Genomic DNA, 24,404 nt, shown 5'->3' on the forward strand with positions numbered 1-24,404 from the left:
AGCTCGGCCGCCGTCACGTCGAGGCGGCGGCCTTCACCCCGAGGCGAAGGCGGTAGGAGAACCAGACGGGCTTCTCACCATCTCTGAAGGCGGCGCGGACGCGCGTTTCAAATGCCAACAGCTCCTGCTCGATGTCCGGGAGGCGGCGCCGCAGCGCCGTTTGCACCTGCCCCTGGCTGAGCGCGATGCCGATGAACGCGTCGGCCCCAAGGCGCGTTTCCACGTGGAAGACCACTTCTTTGGCGAATGAAAAGACCCCTGAGGCGCGGATTTGGTCGAGGTGTTGCTCCTTCGGCCACTTGCGCGCCTGATCTTGCTTCGGTACGTGCCGCTCGATGGACGCCTCCGCGCACCGCAAAAGTGCGTCGTAGGCCACGTCGGTCTCCAGACAGCAGGAGGGCGGCCAGTCGCAATCGTACGCGGCGAATACGCCGCCTGGCCGAAGTACGCGTGTCACTTCGCAGAGCGTGGACTGGGGCTCCATCCAGTGAAAGGACTGGGAGCACGTGACGAGATCGGCGGATGCGTCGGTACAGGGAATGGCGGTGGATATGCCCTGGAGGAAAGTGACGTTGTCGGCGCCAAGGTCCTTCGCGCGGCGCTCGGCCCGAGCGCGCATGTCGTCGTTCGGCTCGACGCCGATCACGCGCCGGGCTTCGTGCCGCCAAGGGAAGGTCGAGAGACCTGTGCCGCTGCCGAGATCGATTACAGTGTCGGGCTCGTGCCCGAGATAGGCGATGAGCAGCGCGCGCACCGTTTCCGGCGCTTCGGGCCGGTAGGTATCATAGAGGCTGGCGAAACCCGAAAACCGCTCGATGTTGTTGCGCACCACGTCGTCCACAGGCATCCCCCTCGCGATGGCATTGCTTTCATTCTACAACAAAGGCGCCCCGGGGACCTCAAGGTCCAGAGGCGCCGGACTTGCGAGAGGTGCGTGTCAACGATTCTGCAGGCGGCACACGGGTCGCAGACGCACTCCGAGAAGGCTGCCGAGCAGCGCGCCGAGGAACCATTCCCAACCGTGCAGGCTGAACGAAGCGACACCGGAGAAGTAGGCGCCGATGTTGCAGCCAAAGGCGATGCGCGCGCCGTAGCCCATCAGGATGCCTCCGGCCAGCACGCCGATGATCATCTGCCACGGCATGGGGCGCAGGTACCGCCTGGGCAGCGCACCCGCGAGGCTTGCGGCGAGGAGTGCCCCGAGCATAATGGCGATGTCATCCGTGGTCTCGAGGTTTTGCAGCACGCTGTGATGCAGGGCGGCTGCGTTCTGCGGCGTCTGCCAGTACGGCAGCGACTGCACAGGATAACCCACGAGGGCGCTCAGCTTCGCGGCCCACAGCGCGAACGCCGAGGTGATGCCCCAAGGTTTGCCGGAGAGCGCCAGCACGGCGAAGTTGCCCACGGCGAGGACGACGCCGCCTGCCACCCACGACCAAGGGCCCTTGACCACCCGGCTCAGATTCCACGGCTGACGGCTGAAGAGAGGCTCCACGTCGCCGTTGCGCCGTCTCTCCAGCCAAAGTGCGACGGCGAAAATGAACGCCATGATGGCGAAGTTCACAGCGAGGCCTCCGACCGGACCGAAGGACTGAATGAGCGAAATTTTGCCGAGGCTCGGCGTGTTCATCCACCACGCATAGTGAATGGACCCGATGAACGACCCAACAATAAACCCGACGAGGGTCAGGATGCCGCGGGCATCGCCGCCGCCGGTATGGTACAAGGTGCCTGAGGCGCACCCGTCGCCAAGCTGCATGCCGACGCCGAAAAGGAACGAGCCCACGAGGACCGACAGGCCCACCGGGTAGACGCTCGCCTTGATGGCGTGATCGAAGGCGTGGCCTCGGACCAGAAGGGGCAGGAACAAGACGTTCGCGAGCGCAAACATGATCATCTGTGCTCGCAATCCCACCGTTCTTCCGCTCACGATGACGTGGCGAAACGAGGTCGTGAATCCGAAGTGGGCGTGATAGAGCGCGACGCCGAGCACGCCCGTCACGAGGAACAGGACGGCGTGGGTCGGCGAAACGGAATTCCATAGATAGACGAAGCCGAGAACGAACACGATGAGTGCGGCCGCCGTCCACGCTCGTTGCGCCTGCTCGGGTTGGCGTGCGCGCGTGCGCGCTTCGAGATCGAGGATGCGAACCTCGGAACTGGCCATGGAATCACCTCCAGAGAATGTCGCGATCGAAAAATGATTTTAGTATAAAACATATCGGAATACAACGTTTTTGTGCATCGTCCTCATCCCTTGACATTTCCACGCTGTGTCGCTACCATGAAAACGTTCCGTTGCACACCAAGCAGAAGCCTGCCGCTTCTCACCTGGTCGGCGAAAGCTGACGGGTCCCGAATCCAGCGTGTGGTTGCCGGACGGTCAAACCAAGGCTGGGCGAAGGCGAATTGAGCGCAGGCGTTGCCTGCGCTTTTTTGCGTATTGGTGTGGTGGGGCAGATCGGTGGAGGTGACACCCCATAAGCAAAGAAGGGTATCAGGTCAACGAGGGCATTCGCGCCAGAGAAGTGCGCGTCGTGGACGCGGACAACCAGCAGTTGGGCATCATGCCCTTGCGCGAAGCGCTGCGATTGGCCGAGGAGCGCAATCTCGATTTGGTTAACGTTGCGCCCAACGCGAAGCCGCCAGTGTGCCGCATCATGGATTACGGCAAGTTCAAGTATGAGCAGAGCAAGCGCGAGCGGGAATCGCGCAAGCACCAGAAGGTCGTTCTGCTCAAGGAAGTTCGGATGACGCCCAATATCGATGAACATGATCTCAACGTCAAGCTCAAGAACGTCCTGAAATTCCTGAGCGAAGGTTCTAAGGTGAAAGTGTCTGTGCGCTTTCGCGGACGAGAGATCACCCACCAGAACATCGGTCAGGAATTGCTTGAACGGCTGGCGAAGTCTGCGGAGGAGCACGCGATTGTCGAACGGGCGCCGAAGCTCGAAGGTCGTCACATGGTGATGATCTTAGCGCCGAAACAGCCGAGTGCGTGAACCTCGTGACCTGGTGCGGTTGGCTGTCGTCGACTGCGGGAACGGCGATTGGAGACAGGAGGACACAAGAGATGGCCAAGACGAAAATGAAGACACACAGCGGTCTGAAGAAGCGCGTCAAGCGCACGGGAACTGGGCTTCTCAAGCGTACCCAGGCGTTTGCCTACCACAAGGCAGAGCACAAGTCGCCCGCGCGCAAGCGCCGCCTGCGCGGCATGACGCTTGTGTCGCGCAGCGATTTGAAGCGGATTAAGCAGCTCGTCGCCTATAAGTGACGAACTGGTCTTTCGCACCCGGTGATGCGCGGTGCGGCACCGTGACGGGAACACCATTCGAGGAGGCTGTTGGACATGGCTCGCGTCAAGGGTGGCGTGGTAACACGCCGTCGTCATAAAAAGATTTTGAAGCTGGCAAGGGGTTATTTCGGTTCGAAGCACACGCTGTACCGCACGGCGAAGCAGCAGGTCATGAAGTCGCTGATGTATGCGTATCGGGACCGCAAGCAGCGCAAGCGCGACTTTCGCCGGCTGTGGATCCAGCGCATCAACGCAGCGGTTCGGCCCCACGGGCTGTCGTATAGCCGCTTCATGCACGGCTTGAAGCTGGCGGGCGTCGAAGTGAACCGCAAGATGCTCGCGGATCTCGCCGTGACGGACAAGGAGGCGTTCTCGCAGTTGGTCTCCGTTGCTCGCGAGCGCCTGAACGCCCACGCGTGACAGACACACCCGGTCGTATGACCGGGCTTTTTTGTCGATCTCGTCCTCGGAGGTTGTCATCGTGTACATCGAATCTGCCCACAACGACCGTGTTCGGGCATGGGCGCGGCTCAAGACGCGTCGAGGTCGCGAACGGATGGGCCTGTTCCTCGTGGAGGGCGAGCGCCTCGTGGCGGAACTGCTGCACAGTCCTCTTCGCCTTGAGGCGCTCCTGTGGAACGTCGCATCGGACGAGCCTCCAGGGCCCCTGTGGCGCCATCCGAAGGCGGACGGCCGTCGGTACGAGTTGTCGCCTCAGGCTTTTGCGGCCGTGGCCGACACCGAGACGCCCCAGGGCGTGATGGCAGTGGCGGCGATTCCGCAAGCTGCGCCACGATACGGTCCTCGCGTCCTCGTCCTCGATGCCATCCAGGATCCGGGGAACGTGGGCACCCTGGTGCGCAGCGCTGAAGCGTTCGGCTTTGGGGAAATCGTATTTGGCACGGGAACGGTCGATCCGTACGCACCGAAGGTCGTCCGAGCCTCCATGGGAGGGCTGTTTCGCGTCAATGCCGTTGCGGGCGATGCGAAGGCTTATCTCAGGGCGTGGCGTGATCGCCATCCCGATGGGGTCGTCGTGGCGACGGCTGCGGATGCGCGGGAGCGGTGCGACGAGGCGCCAATGGCGGGCGAAGTCGCGGTGGTCATTGGCAACGAGGCCCGCGGCGTGAGCGACGCTGTGCGCCAATGGGCACAGCGGTGCGTGGCCATCCCCATGGCGGGCAAGGCCGAGAGCTTGAACGCGGCGATGGCCGGAACCATCCTTCTGTACGAAGCCTATCGACAGGCTTCGAACGGCGCGATCTGAGGAGGGGGCGCGTTGCTTCACATCGTGTCGAGTTTGTGGGCGGCACCGCTCCTCGCCATGGTGGTCGCCCAAGGGCTGAAGCCCATCTTCGTCATGATTCAGATGCGATCGTGGGACTGGAGCCAGGTCAAAAACTCGGGTGGCATGCCGAGCTCGCACACGGCGGCGGTGGTCGCGCTCGCCGTGCAGCTGTGGCTGCATCTGGGTGGCTCGGATCCGGTCGTCGCCATTGGCCTGTTCCTCGCGGCCGTCGTGATGTACGACGCAGCTGGCGTCCGCTGGCAGACCGGACGGCAGGCCGCGGTCCTCAATCGCCTGCTGCACGACCTGCGCGGTCAACACTTGCTGATGCAACCCCAGGAAGAGGCGGCGTCCTCCGAAGGGTCGTCCGAAGGTGCAGCGGAAGAAGCGCAGGCTTCGCTGCGTGCGGCCTCCCGTTCGGCCATCCCGCCCGAAGGTCCATCGCGCGCTGTGGAGCCGCTTCGCGTCGCCAAGGGGCCATGGTGGCTCGTCGATTGGCCTGTGCTGAACGAACAAGTGGGCCACAAGCCAAGCGAGATTGCGGGCGGCGCGATGGTCGGCATCCTCGTGGCGCTTGCGTTGAACCATTGAAGCGGCGGCGAGTTCCCCGGAATTTCCCGATTGTCCAAACGTCTGAAACGGTGCAGCGGCGCATATAGATGTTCTCGAATCGTGCTGAAGGAGGGATGGGGTGACGGTGGATGGAACTTCGCCCGAGTGGCGCTCGTATGTGAACTATCGCAGCCCATTTGACCCGTGCTCCCCGCGGGTGAAATGGTTCGACGTCCCGCCTGAAGTGATGCATCCGGTGCAGAAGAGCGCGCGCAAGCAGTTCGCACCACAGGAAGCGCTTCGGAAGGGCACCTTGTGGCCGGAATACGACAGCCCATATCCGCCGGCGTGAGGAGGACGTGATGGCGTGAGCGAGACGGCAGAGCCTCTTCCCAAGGCTTACTATCAGTATCTTCAGGAGCTTCAGGCAATCGACTTCGTGCTGGTCGATTTGACGCTGTATCTGGACACGCACCCGGACGACGAGCAGGCGCTCGCCCAATTCAAGCAGTTTCAGAAACGGAAGCACAACCTCATGACCCAGTTCGAGTCCGCGTTCGGTCCTCTGCATCAGTACGGCTTGAGCCCCGCCACGGGGGCGTCTTGGGCTTGGTCCGAGACGCCGTGGCCGTGGCAGGTCTAGCTCGGAGTGGGAGGTAGGCGGCCATCTGGATCTATGAGAAAAAGCTCCAGTATCCGGTTCGCGTGAGCAAGTGCGATCCCAGGCTCGCCAAGATGCTCATCGAGCAGTACGGCGGAGCCGACGGGGAGCTGTCCGCCGCACTCAGGTACTTGAACCAGCGGTACTCGATCCCAGACAAGGTCATTGGCCTGTTGACCGATATCGGCACCGAGGAATTCGCACATCTCGAGATGATTGCGACGATGGTCTACAAGTTGACGAAGGATGCGACGCCCGAGCAGCTCCGGGAGGCGGGGCTCGGCGATCACTACGTCAATCACGGCTACTCGCTGTTTTACCACGACGCGGCGGGGAATCCTTGGACGGCGGCGTACATCGCCTCGAAAGGCGATCCTATTGCCGACCTGTATGAGGACATCGCAGCGGAGGAAAAGGCGCGAGCTACCTACCAGTGGATTATCGACAACACGGACGATCCGGACATCAAGGACAGCCTTCGGTTCCTGCGCGAGCGGGAGGTGATTCACTCGCTTCGGTTTCGCGAGGCGGTTGAGATTCTCAAAGAGTATCAGGGCAGCAAGAAGGTGTTCTGAAGCGCAGCTTGACCCGATGCCACGACGCTCAGGCGATTGTCCCCTTCTCCTTGGCCCTCGGCCGCTGGCTGAGGGCGATTTCTTATTTCATTGACGTTGCTCGAGGAGTTTCAGGATAATAGCCTCGTTGACATCCAGGAGAGGAGCGTGGCGCATGGAAGCTTCAGGACATCGGGACCCCTCAACGTTCGGCTATCGGCAGGAATTGAAGCGATCCCTTCACTTGCGGGATCTCATTGTCTACGGCATGATTTTCATGGTTCCCATTGCGCCTATGGCGATTTATGGCTATGTGGCGCAACAGAGCTTTGGCATGGTTCCCCTCGTGTACATCATCGGGATTGTCGCCATGGTCTTCACCGCGCTCAGTTACAAGCAGATGAGTACCCAATTTCCCATCGCAGGATCCGTGTATTCTTACGTGCAACGAGGCCTGAATCCGCACGTCGGCTTCGTCGCCGGATGGATGATCCTCGCGGACTACCTCCTCGCACCGTCCCTGTTGTACGCGTTCTCGGCGGGTTGGCTTCACGGGCTCGTGCCGAGCGTTCCTACCTTCGTATGGCTTCTTTTCTTCGTCCTTTTCAACACCGTAGTCAACGTCCTGGGCATCACGCTGCAGGCGAAAACCAACTTCATTCTTCTGGCGATTGAGCTCGTCTGTCTCCTCATCTTTCTCGTCGCTTCCGTGCGGTTTGTGTTTGTTCTGGGTCACGGAGCGGGGCATCTTTCGTTTCAGCCGTTTGACCAACCCGGTCACTTCAACTTGAAGTTCATCGAAAACGCCGCTTCTATCGCGGTGTTAAGCTTCCTCGGCTTCGACGCCATTAGCACCTTGGCAGAGGAAACGGAACGACCGGAGAAGACGGTGGGGAATGCCACCATCGCGTCGCTTGTCATCATCGGCCTCCTGTTTGTTGTACAGACGTACATGGCGGCGCTCGTCCATCCGAACTACGCGGACCTGAATCCGAACATGGCGTTCTTCCAAATTGCGAAAGAAGCGGGAGGCACGTTCCTCTACGTCGTCCTCCTGTTAGTCAACGCGGTGGCGTCAGGCATTGCGAATGCACTGGCCGCGCAGTCGGCCATCTCACGAATTCTGTATTCCATGGGCCGCGACAATCTGCTGCCCTTTTCGAAGTTCTTCTCCCGTGTAAGTCCGAGATTCCAAACGCCGGTCAATGCGACGCTGTTGGTCGCGGTGATTTCGCTGTTGGTGGCAAGCCTCGTGCCTCAAGAGACCATCACGACGCTGGTCAACTTTGGCGCACTGACTGCTTTTCTCATGTTGAACGCAACCGTGTTCGTGTACTTTTCCATTCGGCAGCGGGGTTTTCGGCACGTGTTCAGGTATTTGTTGTTTCCTCTCTGCGGTTTTGTGGTCATCGGTTATGTGTGGCTCGGATTTGATCGGACCACGTTCATCTTCGGCTTGAGCTGGATGGCGCTCGGGATCCTGATTGGGGCCGTCAAATCGAAAGGCTATCGGGAGGTTCCGCCCGTTTTGAAGGACATGTGACGAAGCGGAGGAGAAAACATGGAGGCGCAGACGCGAATCATCACGCTGTCCACGGGACACCACGTGTGGACGCGCAGAGTGGGGACGAGCCCCATTCGAATGCTTCTGTTACACGGCGGGCCCGGTGCGAGCCACGAGTACTTCGAGATCTTCGAGCCATATCTCACGAAGGCCGGGATCGAGCTATACTTCTACGACCAACTAGGCTCGTATTTTTCAGATCAGCCTGACGATCCGTCCCTATGGACGCTCGACCGCTTCCGCCGTGAAGTGGAAGAAGTGCGACGTGCGCTCGGTTTGGGGGACTTCTACCTGTTGGGACAGTCCTGGGGTGGCATGCTGGCACTCGAATACGCGCTCGCCCATCCGCACGGGTTGAAGGGGCTCATCATTTCGAACATGACGGCGAGCATTCCTTCGTATGTGCGATATATCCAGTGGTTGCGCCAACAGCTTCCGAAGGAGATTCAAGAACAGCTGCTGAAGCACGAACAGCGCGGAGACTACGAATCCGAGGCTTACCAAGAGCTTCTGATTGAACACCTGTACAAAAAGCACCTGTGCCGCCTGGATCCGTGGCCGGACGCCGTGGTGCGGACGTTCGCGCACATGAACCAGCAGGTATACCACACCATGCAGGGACCCAATGAATTTGTGGTGACCGGCAACTTCAAGGACTGGGACCGCTGGGCCCATCTCGGCCAGGTCAGCGTGCCGACCCTCGTCATTGGCGCTCGCTACGACACGATGGACCCTGCCGACATCGAGGAGATGGCTCGTCGGATCCCGCGTGCGCGTTCAGCCATCTGTCCCAACGGAAGCCACATGTCGATGTGGGACGACAGCGACGCGTATTTCGGCGCCATCGTGGACTTCGTTCGCGACGTAGAGGAGGGGCGGATCTGAGGTGTCCTCTTGGGAGATGGACGTGATCACCTTTCGAGCCGCCCGCCCGGCGGACCTCGAAGGCGTGGGGCGTGTGCACGTGGAGACGTGGCGTCAGGCGTATCGCGGTGTCGTGCCATCCTCGTTTCTCGCTCGCATGGATCCAACTATGAGTGCCGAACGATTTCGAAAGCGCCTGTCAGATCCGAAGCAGGCTTTCTAGGTGGCGCTTGCGGGTGAGGACGTCGTCGGATTTGCAAGCGGTGGCCCGAATCGCTTGGAGGATCGTCGGGGAAAAGACGTTCGAAGTCGATGGCGTGGCCCTGCCGGAAGTCGTGTACCGTTGGTCGGACGTCGAGGAGCTTTGCGAGCGGGCGAAGTGAGGCGCACTGCGTGGCGAGATCGACAGATGTGCGCCGCTAGGGCCGGGCGGTAGATCGAGGGGGAACTCCGGATGACTTGGCTGGCCACCTTTAGAACTGCACGATGGCGACCATGGTTCCTGGGGCTTATGGCCTCTTTGTTTTTCGCGGTGACGTTTGTGGCGAACGAGGTGGTGAGCCGCACGGGCGGATCGTGGGCCTGGAATGCGCCGCTGCGATACTTTCTTACACTGCCGATTCTGTTCACCTACGTCGTCTGGAAGGGGCGCTTGGGCGCGCTCTTCAAGTCCCTTCGGCGCGATTTCTGGCGCTGGGTGGCCTTCGGAACACTCGGATTCGGCTTGTTTTACGCCCCGCTTTGCCTCGCGAACGCGTACGGGCCTGCGTGGCTCGTGGCGGGCGTCTGGCAAATCACCATCGTGTGCGGCGTATTGCTCACGCCTTGGCTGAGCGCGCGCAGGCCCGACGGGCGCCACGCCCCTATTCCCGTCCGGGAGCTCGTGACTTCGCTCGGCATCGTGGCTGGTGCCATGCTCATGGAGATGGCGGACGCTTCCCAGATGTCGTGGGGGCGGGCGGCGCTTTGTGCGGCCAATATTTTGATAGCGGCCACGGCATATCCTGCCGGCAACCGGATGGCCATGCGCGCCTACGCGGGGGAGTTCGACGCGCTGGAGCGGATGCTCGGCATGACCCTCGGAAGCCTGCCGTTTTGGATTCTGTGGTCTTCGGTGAGCGCCGCAGCGGTCGGGTGGCCCACACCGCGGCAGATCGCCGGTGCGCTCCTGGTCGCCGTGTGTTCGGGCGTGATCGCCACAGCGCTCTTCTTTCGGGCGACGGACATGGCGCGCGAGTCCCCGCGAGCGTTGGCCGCGGTCGAGGCGACGCAGGCTGGCGAAGTGGTGTTCGCGCTGATCCTCGAACTCGCTGTGCTCCCGGGCGATCGCGTCGGACTGCTTGGCGCCCTGGGCGTGGCGACTGTCGTCCTCGGCTTGGTGATTCACGGGCTGGCCATGGCGGCGCGGCATGTTTCATCCGACGGCGGGGAGTGAGAGCACCTACCCCGCACTCGTCCCCAGAACGCTGCATTTTACGGGACAATCGGCTATGATGGGGAGACGGGTCCAAGCCCGCGACCGAAGACGAGGAGCGGGAGGTGCATCAACACGTGCATTCCGACATCCAACAGATGCTCCTGGCCGAGGGCTTGCTTTCCGAACGTGAGCTCTGGCTCGCCGATTGGCTTCGCCCGGAGCGGCTGCTTCGGCTGCGCGACGTGCTCTTGCGGCGAACGGGATATCTTGCCATCGCATTGGAAGCGGTGGACGACGGGCACAATCAAGCCGCTATCCTGCGGAGCGCAGAGGCGTTTGGCGTGCAACATGTAGCCGTGATCGAGGGAAAGCAGCCATTTCAGCCGTCGAAGGGCGTGACGCAGGGCGCGCACAAGTGGCTGACCCTTCACCGCATGCCGGACATTGGCCGCGCCATTGACTTGCTGCACGCGCGCGGATTCCAGGTGTACGCCACGGATCTCGGCGAGGGCGCACAGCCTCTTGACGCGGTCGATCTCGCCCGCCCGACGGCCATCCTGTTCGGCAACGAGAAGGACGGCGTGTCGGCGGAGGCGCGCGAGCGGGCCGACGGGCGATTTTATATCCCGATGGCAGGGTTCGTTCAGAGCTTCAACGTGTCGGTGGCTGCGGCCATCGCCCTGTACGAGCTGACGCGAAGGGCTCGGGAGGCGGCCGGCGACCGGTACGCGCTCGGCGCAGATGAGCGCCACAAGCTGTATGTGATGTGGTGCCTTCGTTCTCTTCATGGCGCCACCCGTGAAGAGGCGCGCCGCAGGCTGGCGGCGAGCGGATTTGCGCTCGACGAGGACCTATTCGACGAGGATACCAGGGACTTCAGCGAAAGCGAACCGGATGGGGCGCGTGTCTAGGCCCGGGCCGCGAGAGGCCCGGGCCGTTTCGATTGGTCAGAAGCCGTGGCGCGGATCATTGATGAAGTCGATGGATCCGCATTCGGGACACACAAAGACGTGCACGGCGACGTTTCGCTCCAAAGCGGTGTTGAGCAACTCCTCGTCGCGCTCGCCGAGGAACAGGTCGGTCAAGAGACCTGCACCGCGACTCAGGCCGCCCGTGCGAAGCGCGTGCGCCCCGTGGTACTGCATGGGCACCTGGCAGCGAACGCAGAGATGGTCGTGGTGATACTGGCCGTCCTGGCCGAGGCCTTCAGCTGCGCGGCGCAACATATCAAAAAACCCCATGATCTTCTCCCCTCCGGCGCCCATCGACATGGGGCGCTCACCCCGATCTTCGCGGCGCCAAGACATAATTCCTCCCAAACTGCGCAAGTTGATCGAAGCAGGGTGCGTCGCGTGCGAAGAACCCGGGTGATCCCAAACGAGACGCGCGAATCCCGCGGGAGAGGAAGAGGGCCCTTCGTGACGAGTTTCGACCTGATGGAGAGCCTGAGGCGCGAATTGACGGACATGACGCGCGTGTACTGGCTGGAGCACAATTTGGGTACCTGGCAGTGGTGGCTCTTTGTCAGCCTCGCCATCGTACCATGGTTGGTGTTTGTCCGATTTGTCGATCGCGCCCGGCTGACCGAGGTGCTCCTCTACGCGCTGGTGGTAGGCCTGGTGAGTTCCGTGCTCGACCTCATCGGCTCCGATCTGATGCTCTGGGGCTACAAGGTCCGCCTTCTCTGGTTTGTGTATCCGACGCTGCTCTGTACGGACATGACCATCATTCCGGTCACGTTCGCGCTCATCTACCAGGCGTGCAGGCGCTGGTGGACGTTCGCGCCGGTCGCGCTCGTTTTCAGCATCCTGGACGCCCTGATGGAACCCGTTTTTCACTGCTTCGACATCTACGTCTCATATCGCTGGAATCTCCTCTATTCCATCCCCATCTATCTAGCGCTCGCGTCAGCCGCGAAGTTCATGTTGGACGCCTTGACGGCATCGGAGCAGCGCCATCGGCTGCGAAGGTCGCAGCCAGATCCGAAATAACGTGACCACATTGGTGATGGCCCTCGAGGCCACGTTGTGGTTCAATGGGATTGGACTTTGACCCCCAGACAAAGAGGTGAGCCCATTCCCACATGGAACCCTGTCTGCATCCGACCCTCGTCGACGAGACCTCGCTCGTCCCGTATCTTGACCTCGCGCGTGAAACCGGTTACCGTTACGTCGACGTCCCGTTTCACTGGTTGGAAGCCGAGGCGGAGCGGCGCGGCGACGCGGCGGTGGAAGCCATGTTTCAAAAGCGCGACCTCGTGCTCGCCAACCTCGGCCTCCCGCTCAATCTGTACGACGCAGAACCGGCGTTCCTGCGCGATCTCTCGCTTCTGCCGGATCGGGCCCGTCTGTGCCTGAGGCTTGGCGCGCGCAGCGTGACGGCGTTTCTGTGGCCTTCGATGGACGAGGAGCCGGTGCGCTACATTTCTCAGCTCGCGCGCCGCATCCGCCAGGTGGCCGTGGAGCTCTTGCCGCTCGGCATGCGCGTGGGCCTGGAGTACGTCGGCCCGCACCACTTGCGCCACCGGAGGTATCCGTTCGTGCAGTCGCTCGCGGACCTGAAAACGTTTTGGGAAGCCATCGGCGCGCCCAACGTCGGCGCGCTCGTCGACAGCTACCACTGGTACACCGCGGGAGAGCACGAGGACGATCTCGCCGAGCTCCCGCCGGAAAAGGTGGTCTACGTGCATATCAACGACACCCAGGACGCGCCGGAGGACGCGCACGACGGCAGGCGCCTCCTGCCGGGCGATGGCCGAATTCCGCTCGTGCCTTTTTTGCGCGGGCTGTATCGCGCCGGCTACCGCGGGCCGGTGGCGGCCGAGGTGTTGCACGAGGCGCCGCTTGACGGCACAGGGGAGTCGCGGGCGCGCCTCGTCCGAGAGCGCCTGGAACAGTTCATCGCGTTGGCGAAGGGAGAGAACTGAATGCCCGACATCGCGCTGCAGATGTACACGCTGCGCAAACCGCTGGAGGACGATTTCGACGGGACGCTCCGCCGCGTGGCCGAAATCGGTTTCCGCCTGATTGAGCTTCACCACTACGGGCCTTATACCGCGGGGGATTTGCGTCGCCGCCTCGACGAGTTGGGGCTTCGCGCGATTTCCGCCCATGTCCCGTTGGCTCGCCTGGAGTCCGAGATGGATGGCGTGCTCGAAGAAGCGCGGGCGCTTGGCCTCGAGTACGTCGTGTGTCCGTGGCTTCCCGCCGAGCGCCGCGAAGATTACGCGGCCTTGGCCGACGTGCTCGCCCGCGCGTCGGAGCGCCTGCGCGCGGCAGGGCTTGGCTTCTCGTATCACAACCACGATTTCGAATTCGTGCCGTACGAGGGGCAGACGGCGCTCGACTGGCTGCTTGGGCGCGTGCCCGGCGCGGGCCTCGAGCTCGACGTGTACTGGGCGCATCACGCAGGGTTCGATCCCGTCGAGATCATCCGGCGCTATCGCGGCCGCCTGGATCTCCTGCACGCGAAAGACGCCACGCCGGATGGGCACTTCGCGGCGGTAGGGACGGGCGTGCTCCCCTGGGATGCCATCTTCCAGGCGTCCGCGGAAGCAGGGGTGCGGTACGTGATCGTCGAACAGGACGTCTGTCCGGGCGATCCGTTCGAGGCCATCGCCACCTCGCTCCAATTTTTGCAGTCGCGTCTGTGACGCAACACGAAGGGAGGCTGTTGCATGAAACTCGGCATTTTCACCGTGCTCTTCAGCCAAATGCCGTTCGAAGAGATGCTCGATCACGTCGCCGCGGCAGGCGTGGACGCGGTCGAGATCGGCACAGGCGGTTACCCCGGAAACGCGCACTGCGATCGGGAAGCGCTCCTCGCCTCTGCGGAGAAGCGGTCCGCATTCCTCAACGCCATCACCTCGCGCGGGCTCGAGATCTCGGCGCTCTCGTGCCACAACAATCCGCTCCATCCGAACGCGGAGGTGCGCCAGAAGGCGGATCAGGAGCTGCGCGAGACCATCCGGTTGGCCGCGGAACTCGGCGTGAAGACGGTCGTCACGTTCTCCGGCTGCCCGGGCGAATCGGAGCGCTCGGAGAATCCCGTCTGGGTCACCTGCCCGTGGCCGGAGGAGTATTCGCGCGTGCTCGAGTGGCAGTGGAAGGAGAAAGTCATCCCGTACTGGACGGAGATGAACCGGTTCGCGGCCGATCACGGCGTGCGCATCGCCATCGAGGCGCACCCCGGGTTCGTGGTGTATAACGGAGAGACGCTCCTGCGCCTGCGCGACGCGTGCGGCGAGCAAATCGGCATCAACTTCGATCCGAGCCACATGTTCTGGCAGGGGATTGATCCCGTCGAGGCTGTGCATGCCCTCGCGCCGCACCGGTGCATCTTCCACGTGCACGCGAAGGACACAGGATTCAACAAGCACAACGTGGCGCGCGACGGCGTGCTCGACACGAAGCCGTACCGCGAGGAGCTGAAGCGGGCCTGGATCTTCCGCACGGTAGGCTACGGACACGATCAGCAGACCTGGGCGGATCTCTTGAGCGCCCTGCAGATGAACGGGTACGACGGCGTCATCTCCATCGAGCACGAGGACAGCCTCATGTCCATCGAAGAGGGATTCCAGAAGGCCGTCGCGTTTTTGCGGCCGCTCGTGATCCGCGAAAAACTTCAGCAGATGTGGTGGGCCTAAGAGGAGGACATCGAAGTGGCAGACAAGATTCGCGTCGGTATCGTGGGGGCGGGCGGCATTGCCCAGCAGGTGCATATCCCCAACTACAAGAAGTGCGGCGAACAGGTGGAAATCGTGGCCGTCTGCGATGTGGCGGTCGATCGCGCGGAAGAGGCGGCCAAGCGGTGGGGCATTCCGCACTTTTTCAAGACCGTGGATGAGATGCTGGAAAAGGCAGAGCTCGACGTGGTGAGCGTCTGCACGCCCAACAAATTCCACAAGGATGCGACAGTAAAGGCGCTCGAGGCGGGCTGTCACGTGCTGTGCGAGAAGCCGCCGGCCATGACGGTGGAAGAGGCGCAGGCGATGGCGGAAGCGGCGAAGAAGAGCGGGAGACACCTGTCGTACGGGTTCCACTATCGGCACACGAGCGAGGTGGACTGCCTGAAGCGGTTCATCGACGCGGGGGAGCTCGGCGAGATCTACGCCGGCACGGCCATCGCCGTGCGGCGCCGCGGCATCCCGGGCTGGGGCGTGTTCACGAACAAGGAGCTGCAGGGCGGCGGGCCGCTCATCGACATCGGCTGCCACATGCTCGACACGGCGCTGTACCTCATGGGCTACCCCGAGCCGACGATGGTGTGGGGGGCAACGTATCAAAAGCTCGGCACGCGCAAGGGCGTCGGGCTTCTCGGCGACTGGGATTGGGAACACTTCACCGTGGAAGACATGGCGCGCGGCATGATTCAATTCGCGAATGGGGCGACGCTCGTCATCGAGTCGGCGTTCGCGGCGAACGTGAAAGAGCGCGACGTCATGAATGTGAAGCTGATGGGCGATCTCGGCGGCGCCAACGTCTTCCCGCTCGAAATCTACCAGGAGAAGCACGGCGCGCTCATCGACGTCACGCCTGCGTACTTGCCGGAAATCTCGCCCTATGAGCGCGAGATCCGCCGCTGGGTTGACGCGTGCCTGACGGGCGAGCCGCCGCTGTCCACGGCCGAGCAGGGGGTCAAGCTGCAGCGCATCTTGAACGGCCTCTACGAATCCGCGGAGCGGGGCGAACCCGTGAAGCTGTAGGCCGGGATAGGAGGAATCGGGATGCCGAAGCGTTCGATTCGAATCGGCATGGTGGGCTATCAATTCATGGGCAAAGCCCACAGCCACGCGTATCGAGACCTGGACTTCTTTTTCGACGAGCTCCCCGTCACGCCGGTGCTGCAGGCCATCGCCGGGCGGAGTGAGGAGCCGCTTCGGCGGGCGGCCGAGGCGTACGGCTTCGCGTCGTACGAGACGGACTGGCGGCGGTTGGTGGAGCGCGACGACATCGACGTGATCGACATCGTGACGCCGAACAACGCGCATGCCGAGATCGCCATCGCCGCGGCGGAGCACGGCAAGCACGTGATCTGCGAGAAACCGCTCGCCATGACGGTGGACGAGGCGGTCCGCATGCGCAACGCGGTGCAGGCGGCAGGTGTCCGTCACCTCGTGTGCCACAATTACCGGTACGCGCCGGCTGTACAGTTCGCGAAGCGGCTGATCGACGACGGGCGCCTGGGGCGGATCTACCACGTGCGGGCGCAGTATCTGCAGGACTGGATCATGGACCCCGACTTTCCGCTCGTGTGGCGCCTGCGCAAGGACGTGACGGGATCGGGAGCGCTCGGCGACATCGCGGCGCACATTCTGGATCTCGCCCGGTTTTTGGTCGGCGAAATCCGCGAAGTCGCGGCTTGCATGGAGACGTTTATCAAGGAGCGGCCCCTGGGCGAGATGGCCGGCGGGCTTGAGGCGAGAGCGTCTGGCGGCACGGGGCGCGTCGACGTGGACGACGCCGTGGCCTTCCTCGCCCGCTTCGACAACGGGGCGATGGGCGTGTTCGAGGCCACGCGGTTTGCGGGCGGGCATCGAAACGGCAATCAGTTCGAGATTAACGGCGAGAAGGGATCTCTTCGCTGGAACCTCGAGGACATGAACTGGCTCGAGGTCTACTTCCACAGCGACGAGCCGGGATTGCAAGGGTTCCGCCGCATCAACTGCACGGAACCCTTGCACCCGTACGCGGAGCGGTACTGGCCCGCGGGGCACATCATCGGCTACGAGCACACGTTTTTGAACCTGTTTGGCGCGTTTTTCAAGGGCTTGGTCGAAGACCAGCCTGTGAAGCCCGACTTCGAGGACGGCGTTCGCAATCAATGTGTGTTGGAGGCAGTCGAGAAGGCCGCGGCGTCGAGGTCGTGGGAAAACGTGGAGTACCGCTGAGCGGACGGCCTTGCACGGACTTACGAATTTGCAGTACAATGGCGACAAGTGAACAGGAACCTTCGGGGCAGGGTGAAATTCCCGACCGGCGGTGATGGCCTTTGGCCTAAGCCCGCGACTCGCCACGTTGTGGCGACGGATTTGGTGAGATTCCAAAGCCGACGGTAAAAGTCCGGATGGGAGAAGGTTCGCGGTGGTCGCAGCGCGCAGGTGCGCCGTCATGGCTGTGAGAGACAGCCTTGCGGTGTGCGCTCGTGGCGTGCGCCGTGTCTTGTTGCGGTCCAACAGCCCCGGGGGACGAAGGTTCCTCGGGGCTTCGCGCGTTTGCGGCACCCAGTTCTCCATGTGCTCCCAGGGTTCCTCCGGAGAAACGATAGAACGCGGAGGGACGCCCTGTGAAGGACTTATCCACTTCGTCTCGTGCGAGCAACCACGGTTCGCTCTGGCTCATCGCGTGCGGAGCCGCGCTGTGGGGGCTCGACGCGCTTTTCATTCTCGCGCTTCAGCACTGGTTCACGTCGATTGAAATCGTCTGCTTCGAGCACGTGTTGCTCGCGCTTTACGCGATTCCGGTGCTCGTCCGCAGGCGGCGGGAATGGCTGGAGCTCGGCGCCGCGGATTGGCTCGCCGTCCTGTTTGTCGCATGGGGCGGCTCGGCCGTGGCCTCCATCCTGTTCAACGTCGGGCTCGCCGTGGGCATCCGATCCGACGCCGTGAATGAGGTCCTGCTTTTGCAGAAGCTTCAGCCGGTGTTCGCGCTGTTGTTGGCCGCCATCGTGCTGGGCGAGCGGGTCCGGCGCGCGTATTGGCCGTGGTTCGCGGTGGCTCTCATAGGCGCGTACATCCTGACCTTCGGCTTGACATGGCCCTCCTTGACCCATGCGAGCGCGCGGGCCGGCTTGTGTGCGCTCGGGGCGGCGTTTCTGTGGGGCGGATCCACCGTCATGGGCAAGCGCGTGATGCGCAAGGTTTCGTTTCCCACGATGACGGCCCTTCGCTTCGGATCCGCGCTGCCGCTTCTCGTGGCGCTCACCCTCTTCGGTCACCCGAACTGGTCCCGGGTGGCAGACGGCTTGGGGCACTGGGCTGTGATGGGCAACCTGATCTACCAGACGGTGGTGCCGAGCCTGCTCAGCCTGTTGGTGTACTATCGGGGGCTTGGAGGCGTCAAGGCTTCGTACGCCACGTTGGCGGAGCTCGCGTTTCCGGCCACGGGACTCGCGGTGAACGCGCTATTCTTGCATCAGACGGTGCATGCGGCCCAGTGGGTGGGCTTTGCGCTCGTGTGGATGGCGGTGTACGCGCTCTCGCGCATGGCGGATAGCTCGGATCTCGGTGAGCGGAGCGTTCGGGAGGCGTCGGCGGGCACGGCGGCCTGAGCGGAAGATGTCATCGTCCGCCGGTCCATGCACGTTCCATCGAGGAAGGGCGAGTATCGAGAGAAAAGGCGGCGGTTCTCCCTTGAGGAGATCCGCCGCCGCTGACTACAACAGGCCCTTCTTCCAATGCCACTTGTCCGTGATTTCCTCGCCTCGATGCACGATGGCCCGAGACACGTGCGAAATTCTGTGCCACGCCGCGGTGCCAAGCGCCTTCGAGTATCGGCCGTGATCGCCCGCGAGGCTCACGAAGCTCATGAGGAGGAGCGCGAAACTCAGGCTGAGGGCGGTGAGCCGTTTGCGCCGCACATACCGCTTGGCCGAGATAGGCTGCAAGTCCTCCTTGGGCTGCGCGGGAAAGGCAATAATCTGCGCGCTCCTCACAGGCGGATGTGTCGAGGCTGGGCTGTCATCAGTCGCGTCCTTAGGTTGAAACATGGTGATGAGCTCGCGAAACTCCGCGACATCGCGGCGACACGCTGGGCACGTGGCGAGGTGGCGTTCGAATCGCTTCTTCACCAGCTCGTCTTTCAGTTCGTTCAGCGCGTAATCGACGCAATAGGAACAGATGGACGGGTTGTCCAAATGGTTCTCACCCTCTTGACGGAATCCATACCCCATCGTTTTTCAGTAAACCACGATCCAGCGCGATTGAGAAGCCCTTTCTTCGAGTCGCCGTTCAAGGTACAGTGAAACTGGCAACGGCATTCAAAGGGAGGGCGCATATGGCAAGCATTGTTTCCACCAAGCCGCTCAGCGCGGCGCAACGCGAGAAGCTGTCCCGCTTCGGCGACGTGGCTTGCCCGCAGGAAGGTCAGCGGTTCTCGCAGGCCGAACTGTTCTCTGCGCTTCACGACGCCGTGGGGCTCATCACATTCGGCACGCGCGTCGACGAGACGCTCCTCGAACAGGCGCCGCATCTCAAGGTGGCATCCACGGCCTCCGTGGGCTATGATCATTTCGACCTCGCCGCCATGCGGAGGCGGCGCATCCTCGGCGCACATACGCCGCATGTGCTCGACGACACCGTCGCCGATCTCGGCATGGCGCTCATGCTCGCAGTGGCCCGCCGCATTGTCGAGTTGGACGCCTACGTCCGCAGAGGCGACTGGAAGAAGGGCGACGAAGAGGTCCTCTACGGCGTCGACGTTCATCACCGGACGCTCGGCATCGTGGGCATGGGCCGCATCGGCCGCGCGCTCGCCAAACGCGCGAAGTTCGGATTCTCCATGAACATCCTATACCACGCGCGATCCCGCCACGACGACGTGGAGCAGGCGTTCGGCGCGCGCTACGCGGACCTGCCGGATCTCCTTCAGGCTTCAGACTTCGTGGTCTTGCTGACGCCACTCACACCGGAGACCGAGAACCTCATGAACCAGGATAGATTCAGGTTGATGAAACCAAGCGCCATCTTCATCAACCTTTCTCGTGGAAAGACGGTGGATGAGGACGCATTGGTTCAAGCCTTGCGCGAAGGTTGGATCCGCGGCGCTGGGCTCGACGTGTATCGCCAGGAGCCCATTCCGCCTCACCACCCCCTTCTGTCCTTGCCCAACGTGGTCTGCGTGCCTCACATCGGCTCGGCGACGCAAGCGACGAGAACCGCCATGCTCGATCTCGCCATCGACAACTTGATTGCCGTGCTAGAGGGCCGGCCGAAGGATGCGTATATCGTGCCGGAACTGAAAGACCTGGAAGAGGAGGGATCGACATGTGGCCCGTAAAATGTAAGCCGGTCGCCATGGAGCGGATCTGGGGCGGCGATGAGTTGAAGCCGATGTTTGGGGTAACGACGGATCGCCCCATCGGCGAATACTGGGTGATCTCCGCACATCCGAACGGCATGAGCGTGGTGGATGGCGGTCCGCTCGATGGCAAGACGCTGCAGGAGTTGGTCGAGATCTATCCGGAAGCCTATCTCGGCCAGCACTCGCCCCAGAAGCGGTTTCCGCTGCTCGTCAAGTTCATCGAAGCCCACGATGATCTGTCGGTTCAGGTCCATCCGGACGACGCCTACGCCGAAGCCCACGAGGGCGACGCCGGCAAGACGGAGGCCTGGTACGTGCTCGACGCTCCGCCGGACGGGCGGGTGATTCTCGGCCACTCGTTCCCCGACCGGGAGACCTACCTTCGCGCCGTGCGGGAGGGCCGGGTGCGCGATTACTTGACCTATCGCCCCATTCGGAAGGGCGATCTCGTCTTTGTGCCGTCCCGCACGCTGCACGCGTTGCTCCGGGGCACCAAGGTGCTCGAGGTTCAGCAGACCTCCGACGTGACGTACCGCGTGTACGACTGGGATCGGGTCGATGCCAACGGCAAACCGCGCGAGCTGCACATCGAAAAGGCGGCGGACGTGATCGCCTATGGCACAGAGCCGCCCGAGCCGAAGCCGATGGCGGTGGTGGACGAACCCGGGTTTGAAATGGTGCGACTGGTGTCGTGCCCGTATTTCACGATCGATCGCGTCCGCGTGGCGCAACGAGCCGCCGAGATGGAACAGGGCGTGCGGGGGAATCCGGACTGCGCGATGGTGGTGGAAGGATCGGGGTACCTTCGCTGTGTCGCGGAGGGCGAGGAGATGCGCCTGCCCGTGAAGGCGGGGGATGCGCTCGTCATCCCGGCGGACGTGCCTCGGTACGCGTGGGAGGCGGACGAGGCGCTCACGGTCATCCGCGCGTTCTACGGCTCGTCCGGGCCGTAACGGATCTGCTCATACGCGCGGAGTAGGGCCGGATCGCCCGGATCCCGAAGTTCGTCGGGCAGGCGGCCGACCAACGAGCGGATGGTCTCGGCTCGTGCGAGGGTGTGCCCTGTGCGGTGCCAGGCGCGCAAGCGCTGCTGCATGCGGACGCGCACGGGCTCGGATGTGGGCACTAGCCGAAACCCATCTTCAATTCGCCTCTGGGTGATGCGCGAAGGAACAGCCTCTGGGGCGCGCGAAAGCTCGCGGTTTCGAACGAGCCCGCGCGCCATCCACCCTAGCGCCACGAGCAGGGCCACGGCGACGGCGGCTGCGGTCAACACGAGCGGCAAGGGGACGGCCGTGTGCGCCGCGGCCGCGGGCTGCCGGAGCCCGAGCGGCGGGTGGTTCGCCGCGGTCGGCCTGCCTGTCACGGCGCGTGGTCGAGCGATTCGGGGCAAAATGGCCACGAGCACCGCACCCGCTGCGACCAGGCCGGCCGTTGTGATGGACAGGCGGACGACCGCCTTGAGCAACCGGACAGGCACGTCGCGGAAGGCCACGGCGAGCGCGATGGGCGCAAACCATGCGCCTTCCAAGCGCGAGCCGTAAGTCAGCCGATGCGCGGCCCGCGCCGTCGCCACGGCTGCGAGCATGGTGAGGCACGGATAGGCTGTGGCCACGGCTTGCCCTGCAGGGGTCGGCGCGGCCAGCGGTCGTACGAAGACGAGGTAGGTCACCCAGCCCGTCACGACGATCCCGGTCGCGGCGCGAACTAAGCCGCGACTCGCGAGGGCGATGTCGCCGTAGGTCGCGAAGGGGAGCCACAGTGCTGCGGCGAGGATGGACGCAGCGATGCCTGCGGCGAGCCAGCTCGGCCGGTGCAGGGGAACAAAGCCCGCTGCGCTGCACACCGCTCCTGCGGCGGCGCCAAGGGCAGCGGCCTGTGGAGCGGGGCGCCGCGCCGCGGCGGCCGCACAGGCGCTCGACGCCCATGCCGAAACGGTGAGCCAGATGAGGTCCCCGAAGTCACCCGAGCGACTCCAGAACAAGCTCGCGATGGCCCACGCGGCCATCATCCCTTGAGATCCACTCATCAACGCGCGAAAGGTGAGAGGCGCGTCCGCGAGGCCGATGTACGACCGCCTCCCTGATTGAACGGTGCCGCGATTACCTGTTCGCATCGTGTGAAGCCTCCACGGTTGCGTCTTGACGATCTTCTTCCGCGGATGGACGGGCCGAAATCCATGTGACCTGAACCCCAAAACGGGACGTCCAGCTTTTTGCGGCGCCCTCTGCGCGTGGGCTCAGGACAATCCAGTGCCGCGGCGACGAAGGGGATCGCGACAATGCGGTCGCCAGCGCGTCGAGATCGCACGTCGCGATGGGCTGGGCGTGCGCGAGCAGGGATGCGACGCCCTCTGCAGAGAGCCACGCGATGGTCGCCCGCTGCCGATTCCCACAGGCGGCGTTGGTGGCGAAATCCACGCGCCCGCCGCCGCGTGTGAGCCACTGCGCGATGGCGAGCGCCTGCTCGCACATGGCGTCAAACGTGTCGGGATGGAGCGCGCCTGCCCAATAAGGATCGGTCGCCTGGGCGCTCAGGACGATGGCCCAGTCCGGCGCCTCGGTGGTGAAAAATTCCTTGACCATCAGTTGACCGAGCCGCGCCGATGCGCGCCAGTGGATGTGCCGGACCGGATCGCCCATGACGTAGGGTCGCACGCTGCGCAGCGCGGTCTCGTCGGGAAACGCGCGGGATTCGCGGGTCATCCACCCGGAAGGGGCGAATGGGAAGCGTGGTCCCACGCGTAGTTGGCGGGGCCGCACCGCGAGGGACACCCGATTGTCCAGGGCGATGTGGGTGTCGAGGAGGCCTAATCCCTCGCTGAGTGCCGCGCGCGCCTGAACGGGGTGGGCGGGGCCCCGACGCCAAGCGTACGCGCGAAACTCGATGTCTGCTTGGCGACGTGGGAGGACGGAGAGCGCCACACGCCCAAGGCGTGACGCTTGTTCGCGATGAAAGGACAGTTGTGGCGGCAGCTCGATCTCGACCTCGGCCAAGGGGATGGGCATAAAGGACCGATTGACGAGCGTCACGCAGAGACTCACTTCATCACCGGGGTTCATCTCCGCGCGGCTGGCGGTCAGGAAGCCCTCGACGCGCCCCGAGACTGCGCGAGCAAATGCGCGCGGCCAAAGCCAAAGGGCCATCACGATGAGCAAGGGAAGCCACAGCCAGGTCACGGCGAGCTCACTTCGCGTTCGTGCGGCACCGGCGTGTCGCCGAGGATGGATTCGAGGAGTCGATCTCGCTCCCCGCGATCCGCCCACGCGATGTCATACACGAGTCGGTGGCGCATCACAGGAACAAACGCCTCTTGAACGTCGTCGGGCGTGACGAAGTGCCGCCCCGCGAGGAGGGCGAGCGCCTGCGAGAGCCGCACGAGCCACACGGCCGACCGAGGGCTTGCACCGAGGGAGATTTGGTCGTGATCGCGCGTGCGCCTGGCGAGCGATACGGCGTAGCGCACCACGTCGTCGTGCACGAAGACCCTCTGGGCCATGTGTTGCAGCTTGACAAGCCGGTCGGCGCCAAGGACGGGGGCCGGGGCAGGGCCGTCCGCTCCTTCGGCCATGACGCGCTTGACCATCTCAATCTCGAGGGATTCCGGCAGATACCCGAGGGATACCTGCACGAGGAACCGGTCGAGTTCCGCCTCGGGCAGGGGGAAGACGCCCTGCGACTCGACGGGATTCGCGGTCGCGAGGACAAAGAACGGCCGCGGCAGGGGTCTCACTTCGCCGTCGACGGTCACCGCGCGTTCGGCCATCGCCTGAAGAAGCGCCGACTGCGTACGGGGAGTGGCCCGGTTGATCTCGTCAAACAACAGGACTTGCGTGAAGATGGGACCCGGGTGGAACCGGAACGCCTCCTCGCGCGGATGGTACACCGTGGTTCCGATGACGTCCGCGGGGAGGAGATCCGGCGTACCCTGCACCCGGGCGAACGACAGCCCGAGCGCAGCAGCGAGGGAGGAGGCGAGTTTTGTCTTGCCTGTTCCGGGTACGTCTTCAAGGAGCGCGTGGCCTCCGGCAAGGCACGCGGCGACGAGCAACTTCACGGCCTGATCTTGGCCCACGACGCAATGGCACACTGCGCGGATGACGGCGTCGAGGTCCGGCTTTGCCTGCGCGACCGATTCCGACGTCAACGTCTCGGGCATGTCATTCCTTCCTTTCTGTATCCTTCGA

At 63.4% G+C, this 24,404-nt stretch carries 30 protein-coding genes and 1 riboswitch; of the genes, 23 read left to right on the top strand and 7 right to left on the bottom strand.

Features of this window, described 5'->3' with window-relative positions:
- Positions 1-13: 13 nt before the first annotated feature.
- Together AC27E8_RS01565 and AC27E8_RS01570 are read right to left on the bottom strand one after the other, a co-directional pair.
- Positions 14-841, bottom strand: a complete 828-nt coding sequence (locus AC27E8_RS01565) for a class I SAM-dependent methyltransferase (RefSeq protein WP_487099554.1) — start codon at positions 839-841, stop codon at positions 14-16.
- A gap of 96 nt (positions 842-937) precedes the next feature.
- Positions 938-2,167 carry a YeeE/YedE family protein gene (locus AC27E8_RS01570; protein ID WP_487099553.1) on the bottom strand — a complete coding sequence of 410 codons (1,230 nt, stop codon included), beginning with the start codon at positions 2,165-2,167 and terminating at the stop codon, positions 938-940.
- A gap of 313 nt (positions 2,168-2,480) precedes the next feature.
- On the opposite strand from AC27E8_RS01570, the gene infC reads away from it, so the two are divergent.
- The 14 genes from infC to AC27E8_RS01640 all read left to right on the top strand — a co-directional run bounded on the left by infC (position 2,481) and on the right by AC27E8_RS01640 (position 11,109).
- On the top strand, positions 2,481-3,002 hold the full coding sequence (gene infC, locus AC27E8_RS01575) for a translation initiation factor IF-3 (RefSeq protein ID WP_081442640.1): 522 nt from the start codon (positions 2,481-2,483) through the stop codon (positions 3,000-3,002).
- A gap of 71 nt (positions 3,003-3,073) precedes the next feature.
- Positions 3,074-3,277, top strand: a complete 204-nt coding sequence (rpmI, locus tag AC27E8_RS01580) for a 50S ribosomal protein L35 (protein ID WP_014465037.1) — start codon at positions 3,074-3,076, stop codon at positions 3,275-3,277.
- A 75-nt stretch (positions 3,278-3,352) separates the two neighbouring features.
- The gene (gene rplT, locus AC27E8_RS01585) at positions 3,353-3,718 is read left to right on the top strand and encodes a 50S ribosomal protein L20 (protein WP_014465036.1); all 366 of its coding nucleotides are present in this window, start codon (positions 3,353-3,355) and stop codon (positions 3,716-3,718) included.
- A 61-nt stretch (positions 3,719-3,779) separates the two neighbouring features.
- Positions 3,780-4,565, top strand: a complete 786-nt coding sequence (locus tag AC27E8_RS01590; protein ID WP_487099552.1) for a TrmH family RNA methyltransferase — start codon at positions 3,780-3,782, stop codon at positions 4,563-4,565.
- 12 nt (positions 4,566-4,577) lie between these two features.
- Positions 4,578-5,177 carry a divergent PAP2 family protein gene (locus tag AC27E8_RS01595; RefSeq protein WP_487099551.1) on the top strand — a complete coding sequence of 200 codons (600 nt, stop codon included), beginning with the start codon at positions 4,578-4,580 and terminating at the stop codon, positions 5,175-5,177.
- 100 nt (positions 5,178-5,277) lie between these two features.
- Complete coding sequence (locus tag AC27E8_RS01600; protein ID WP_374952852.1) at positions 5,278-5,490, top strand: spore coat associated protein CotJA; 213 nt, start codon at positions 5,278-5,280, stop codon at positions 5,488-5,490.
- Between the two features lie 15 nt (positions 5,491-5,505).
- Complete coding sequence (locus AC27E8_RS01605) at positions 5,506-5,781, top strand: spore coat protein CotJB (protein ID WP_014465032.1); 276 nt, start codon at positions 5,506-5,508, stop codon at positions 5,779-5,781.
- Positions 5,782-5,804: 23 nt separating this feature from the next.
- Positions 5,805-6,374 (top strand): manganese catalase family protein, encoded by a 570-nt coding sequence (locus AC27E8_RS01610; protein ID WP_012811435.1) that lies wholly within the window; start codon positions 5,805-5,807, stop codon positions 6,372-6,374.
- Between the two features lie 154 nt (positions 6,375-6,528).
- Positions 6,529-7,896, top strand: coding sequence for an APC family permease (locus tag AC27E8_RS01615; protein ID WP_487099550.1), 1,368 nt, complete (start codon positions 6,529-6,531; stop codon positions 7,894-7,896).
- Between the two features lie 18 nt (positions 7,897-7,914).
- Positions 7,915-8,802 carry a proline iminopeptidase-family hydrolase gene (locus AC27E8_RS01620; RefSeq protein WP_487099549.1) on the top strand — a complete coding sequence of 296 codons (888 nt, stop codon included), beginning with the start codon at positions 7,915-7,917 and terminating at the stop codon, positions 8,800-8,802.
- Positions 8,803-8,824: 22 nt separating this feature from the next.
- Positions 8,825-9,004, top strand: a complete 180-nt coding sequence (locus tag AC27E8_RS01625) for a hypothetical protein (protein WP_487111321.1) — start codon at positions 8,825-8,827, stop codon at positions 9,002-9,004.
- A gap of 13 nt (positions 9,005-9,017) precedes the next feature.
- A complete protein-coding gene (locus AC27E8_RS01630) occupies positions 9,018-9,164 on the top strand; it encodes a hypothetical protein (RefSeq protein WP_487099545.1) in 147 nt (48 codons plus the stop codon).
- Positions 9,165-9,235: 71 nt separating this feature from the next.
- Positions 9,236-10,216 (top strand): DMT family transporter, encoded by a 981-nt coding sequence (locus AC27E8_RS01635; RefSeq protein WP_487099544.1) that lies wholly within the window; start codon positions 9,236-9,238, stop codon positions 10,214-10,216.
- Between the two features lie 137 nt (positions 10,217-10,353).
- The gene (locus AC27E8_RS01640) at positions 10,354-11,109 is read left to right on the top strand and encodes a TrmH family RNA methyltransferase (protein WP_487111327.1); all 756 of its coding nucleotides are present in this window, start codon (positions 10,354-10,356) and stop codon (positions 11,107-11,109) included.
- A 36-nt stretch (positions 11,110-11,145) separates the two neighbouring features.
- On the opposite strand, the gene AC27E8_RS01645 is transcribed toward AC27E8_RS01640, so the two are convergent.
- The gene (locus AC27E8_RS01645) at positions 11,146-11,439 is read right to left on the bottom strand and encodes a eukaryotic translation initiation factor eIF-2-beta/eIF-5 family protein (RefSeq protein ID WP_041695850.1); all 294 of its coding nucleotides are present in this window, start codon (positions 11,437-11,439) and stop codon (positions 11,146-11,148) included.
- A 177-nt stretch (positions 11,440-11,616) separates the two neighbouring features.
- Between AC27E8_RS01645 and AC27E8_RS01650 the strand changes: the two genes are divergently transcribed.
- From AC27E8_RS01650 to AC27E8_RS01680, 7 genes are all read left to right on the top strand, one after another.
- A complete protein-coding gene (locus AC27E8_RS01650; RefSeq protein ID WP_487099542.1) occupies positions 11,617-12,189 on the top strand; it encodes a CBO0543 family protein in 573 nt (190 codons plus the stop codon).
- A gap of 92 nt (positions 12,190-12,281) precedes the next feature.
- On the top strand, positions 12,282-13,124 hold the full coding sequence (locus tag AC27E8_RS01655) for a sugar phosphate isomerase/epimerase family protein (RefSeq protein WP_487099541.1): 843 nt from the start codon (positions 12,282-12,284) through the stop codon (positions 13,122-13,124).
- Positions 13,125-13,850 (top strand): sugar phosphate isomerase/epimerase family protein, encoded by a 726-nt coding sequence (locus AC27E8_RS01660; protein WP_487099540.1) that lies wholly within the window; start codon positions 13,125-13,127, stop codon positions 13,848-13,850.
- Between the two features lie 24 nt (positions 13,851-13,874).
- Entirely contained in the window at positions 13,875-14,843 is a 969-nt protein-coding gene (locus AC27E8_RS01665; protein WP_008337672.1) for a sugar phosphate isomerase/epimerase family protein, read from the top strand.
- A gap of 15 nt (positions 14,844-14,858) precedes the next feature.
- The gene (locus AC27E8_RS01670) at positions 14,859-15,902 is read left to right on the top strand and encodes a Gfo/Idh/MocA family protein (protein ID WP_487099539.1); all 1,044 of its coding nucleotides are present in this window, start codon (positions 14,859-14,861) and stop codon (positions 15,900-15,902) included.
- 21 nt (positions 15,903-15,923) lie between these two features.
- On the top strand, positions 15,924-17,087 hold the full coding sequence (locus tag AC27E8_RS01675) for a Gfo/Idh/MocA family protein (protein ID WP_487099538.1): 1,164 nt from the start codon (positions 15,924-15,926) through the stop codon (positions 17,085-17,087).
- A gap of 54 nt (positions 17,088-17,141) precedes the next feature.
- A riboswitch (FMN riboswitch) is annotated at positions 17,142-17,279 on the top strand.
- A 203-nt stretch (positions 17,280-17,482) separates the two neighbouring features.
- Positions 17,483-18,466, top strand: a complete 984-nt coding sequence (locus AC27E8_RS01680; RefSeq protein ID WP_487099537.1) for a DMT family transporter — start codon at positions 17,483-17,485, stop codon at positions 18,464-18,466.
- A gap of 105 nt (positions 18,467-18,571) precedes the next feature.
- On the opposite strand, the gene AC27E8_RS01685 is transcribed toward AC27E8_RS01680, so the two are convergent.
- Complete coding sequence (locus AC27E8_RS01685; protein WP_487099536.1) at positions 18,572-19,051, bottom strand: anti-sigma factor family protein; 480 nt, start codon at positions 19,049-19,051, stop codon at positions 18,572-18,574.
- Positions 19,052-19,191: 140 nt separating this feature from the next.
- Between AC27E8_RS01685 and AC27E8_RS01690 the strand changes: the two genes are divergently transcribed.
- Together AC27E8_RS01690 and AC27E8_RS01695 are read left to right on the top strand one after the other, a co-directional pair.
- Positions 19,192-20,193 carry a 2-hydroxyacid dehydrogenase gene (locus tag AC27E8_RS01690; protein ID WP_487099535.1) on the top strand — a complete coding sequence of 334 codons (1,002 nt, stop codon included), beginning with the start codon at positions 19,192-19,194 and terminating at the stop codon, positions 20,191-20,193.
- Positions 20,181-21,170, top strand: coding sequence for a type I phosphomannose isomerase catalytic subunit (locus tag AC27E8_RS01695; RefSeq protein WP_487099534.1), 990 nt, complete (start codon positions 20,181-20,183; stop codon positions 21,168-21,170). The genes AC27E8_RS01690 and AC27E8_RS01695 overlap by 13 nt, the downstream gene beginning before the upstream one ends.
- Here the strand turns inward: AC27E8_RS01695 and AC27E8_RS01700 are convergent.
- The 3 genes from AC27E8_RS01700 to AC27E8_RS01710 are packed head-to-tail and all read right to left on the bottom strand — an operon-like array spanning position 21,149 to position 24,376.
- The gene (locus AC27E8_RS01700) at positions 21,149-22,333 is read right to left on the bottom strand and encodes a hypothetical protein (RefSeq protein ID WP_487099533.1); all 1,185 of its coding nucleotides are present in this window, start codon (positions 22,331-22,333) and stop codon (positions 21,149-21,151) included. The two genes, AC27E8_RS01695 and AC27E8_RS01700, sit on opposite strands and share 22 nt — an antisense overlap.
- Positions 22,320-23,396 (bottom strand): DUF58 domain-containing protein, encoded by a 1,077-nt coding sequence (locus AC27E8_RS01705; RefSeq protein ID WP_487099531.1) that lies wholly within the window; start codon positions 23,394-23,396, stop codon positions 22,320-22,322. Before AC27E8_RS01705 ends, AC27E8_RS01700 begins: the two co-directional genes overlap by 14 nt.
- Complete coding sequence (locus AC27E8_RS01710) at positions 23,393-24,376, bottom strand: AAA family ATPase (protein ID WP_487099530.1); 984 nt, start codon at positions 24,374-24,376, stop codon at positions 23,393-23,395. The genes AC27E8_RS01705 and AC27E8_RS01710 overlap by 4 nt, the downstream gene beginning before the upstream one ends.
- Between the last annotated feature and the right edge of the window lie 28 nt (positions 24,377-24,404).

This window comes from Alicyclobacillus sp. CIJ1, from assembly GCF_057538885.1.

Coding starts and splice junctions, on each gene's coding strand:
- AC27E8_RS01570 (WP_487099553.1), bottom strand. CDS start 2,167: ATGGCCAGTTCCGAGGTTCGCATCCTCGATCTCGAAGCGCGCACGCGC.
- rpmI (WP_014465037.1), top strand. CDS start 3,074: ATGGCCAAGACGAAAATGAAGACACACAGCGGTCTGAAGAAGCGCGTC.
- rplT (WP_014465036.1), top strand. CDS start 3,353: ATGGCTCGCGTCAAGGGTGGCGTGGTAACACGCCGTCGTCATAAAAAG.
- AC27E8_RS01615 (WP_487099550.1), top strand. CDS start 6,529: ATGGAAGCTTCAGGACATCGGGACCCCTCAACGTTCGGCTATCGGCAG.
- AC27E8_RS01620 (WP_487099549.1), top strand. CDS start 7,915: ATGGAGGCGCAGACGCGAATCATCACGCTGTCCACGGGACACCACGTG.
- AC27E8_RS01635 (WP_487099544.1), top strand. CDS start 9,236: ATGACTTGGCTGGCCACCTTTAGAACTGCACGATGGCGACCATGGTTC.
- AC27E8_RS01640 (WP_487111327.1), top strand. CDS start 10,354: ATGCTCCTGGCCGAGGGCTTGCTTTCCGAACGTGAGCTCTGGCTCGCC.
- AC27E8_RS01645 (WP_041695850.1), bottom strand. CDS start 11,439: ATGGGGTTTTTTGATATGTTGCGCCGCGCAGCTGAAGGCCTCGGCCAG.
- AC27E8_RS01655 (WP_487099541.1), top strand. CDS start 12,282: ATGGAACCCTGTCTGCATCCGACCCTCGTCGACGAGACCTCGCTCGTC.
- AC27E8_RS01660 (WP_487099540.1), top strand. CDS start 13,125: ATGCCCGACATCGCGCTGCAGATGTACACGCTGCGCAAACCGCTGGAG.
- AC27E8_RS01665 (WP_008337672.1), top strand. CDS start 13,875: ATGAAACTCGGCATTTTCACCGTGCTCTTCAGCCAAATGCCGTTCGAA.
- AC27E8_RS01675 (WP_487099538.1), top strand. CDS start 15,924: ATGCCGAAGCGTTCGATTCGAATCGGCATGGTGGGCTATCAATTCATG.
- AC27E8_RS01690 (WP_487099535.1), top strand. CDS start 19,192: ATGGCAAGCATTGTTTCCACCAAGCCGCTCAGCGCGGCGCAACGCGAG.
- AC27E8_RS01695 (WP_487099534.1), top strand. CDS start 20,181: ATGTGGCCCGTAAAATGTAAGCCGGTCGCCATGGAGCGGATCTGGGGC.
- AC27E8_RS01700 (WP_487099533.1), bottom strand. CDS start 22,333: ATGCGAACAGGTAATCGCGGCACCGTTCAATCAGGGAGGCGGTCGTAC.
- AC27E8_RS01710 (WP_487099530.1), bottom strand. CDS start 24,376: ATGCCCGAGACGTTGACGTCGGAATCGGTCGCGCAGGCAAAGCCGGAC.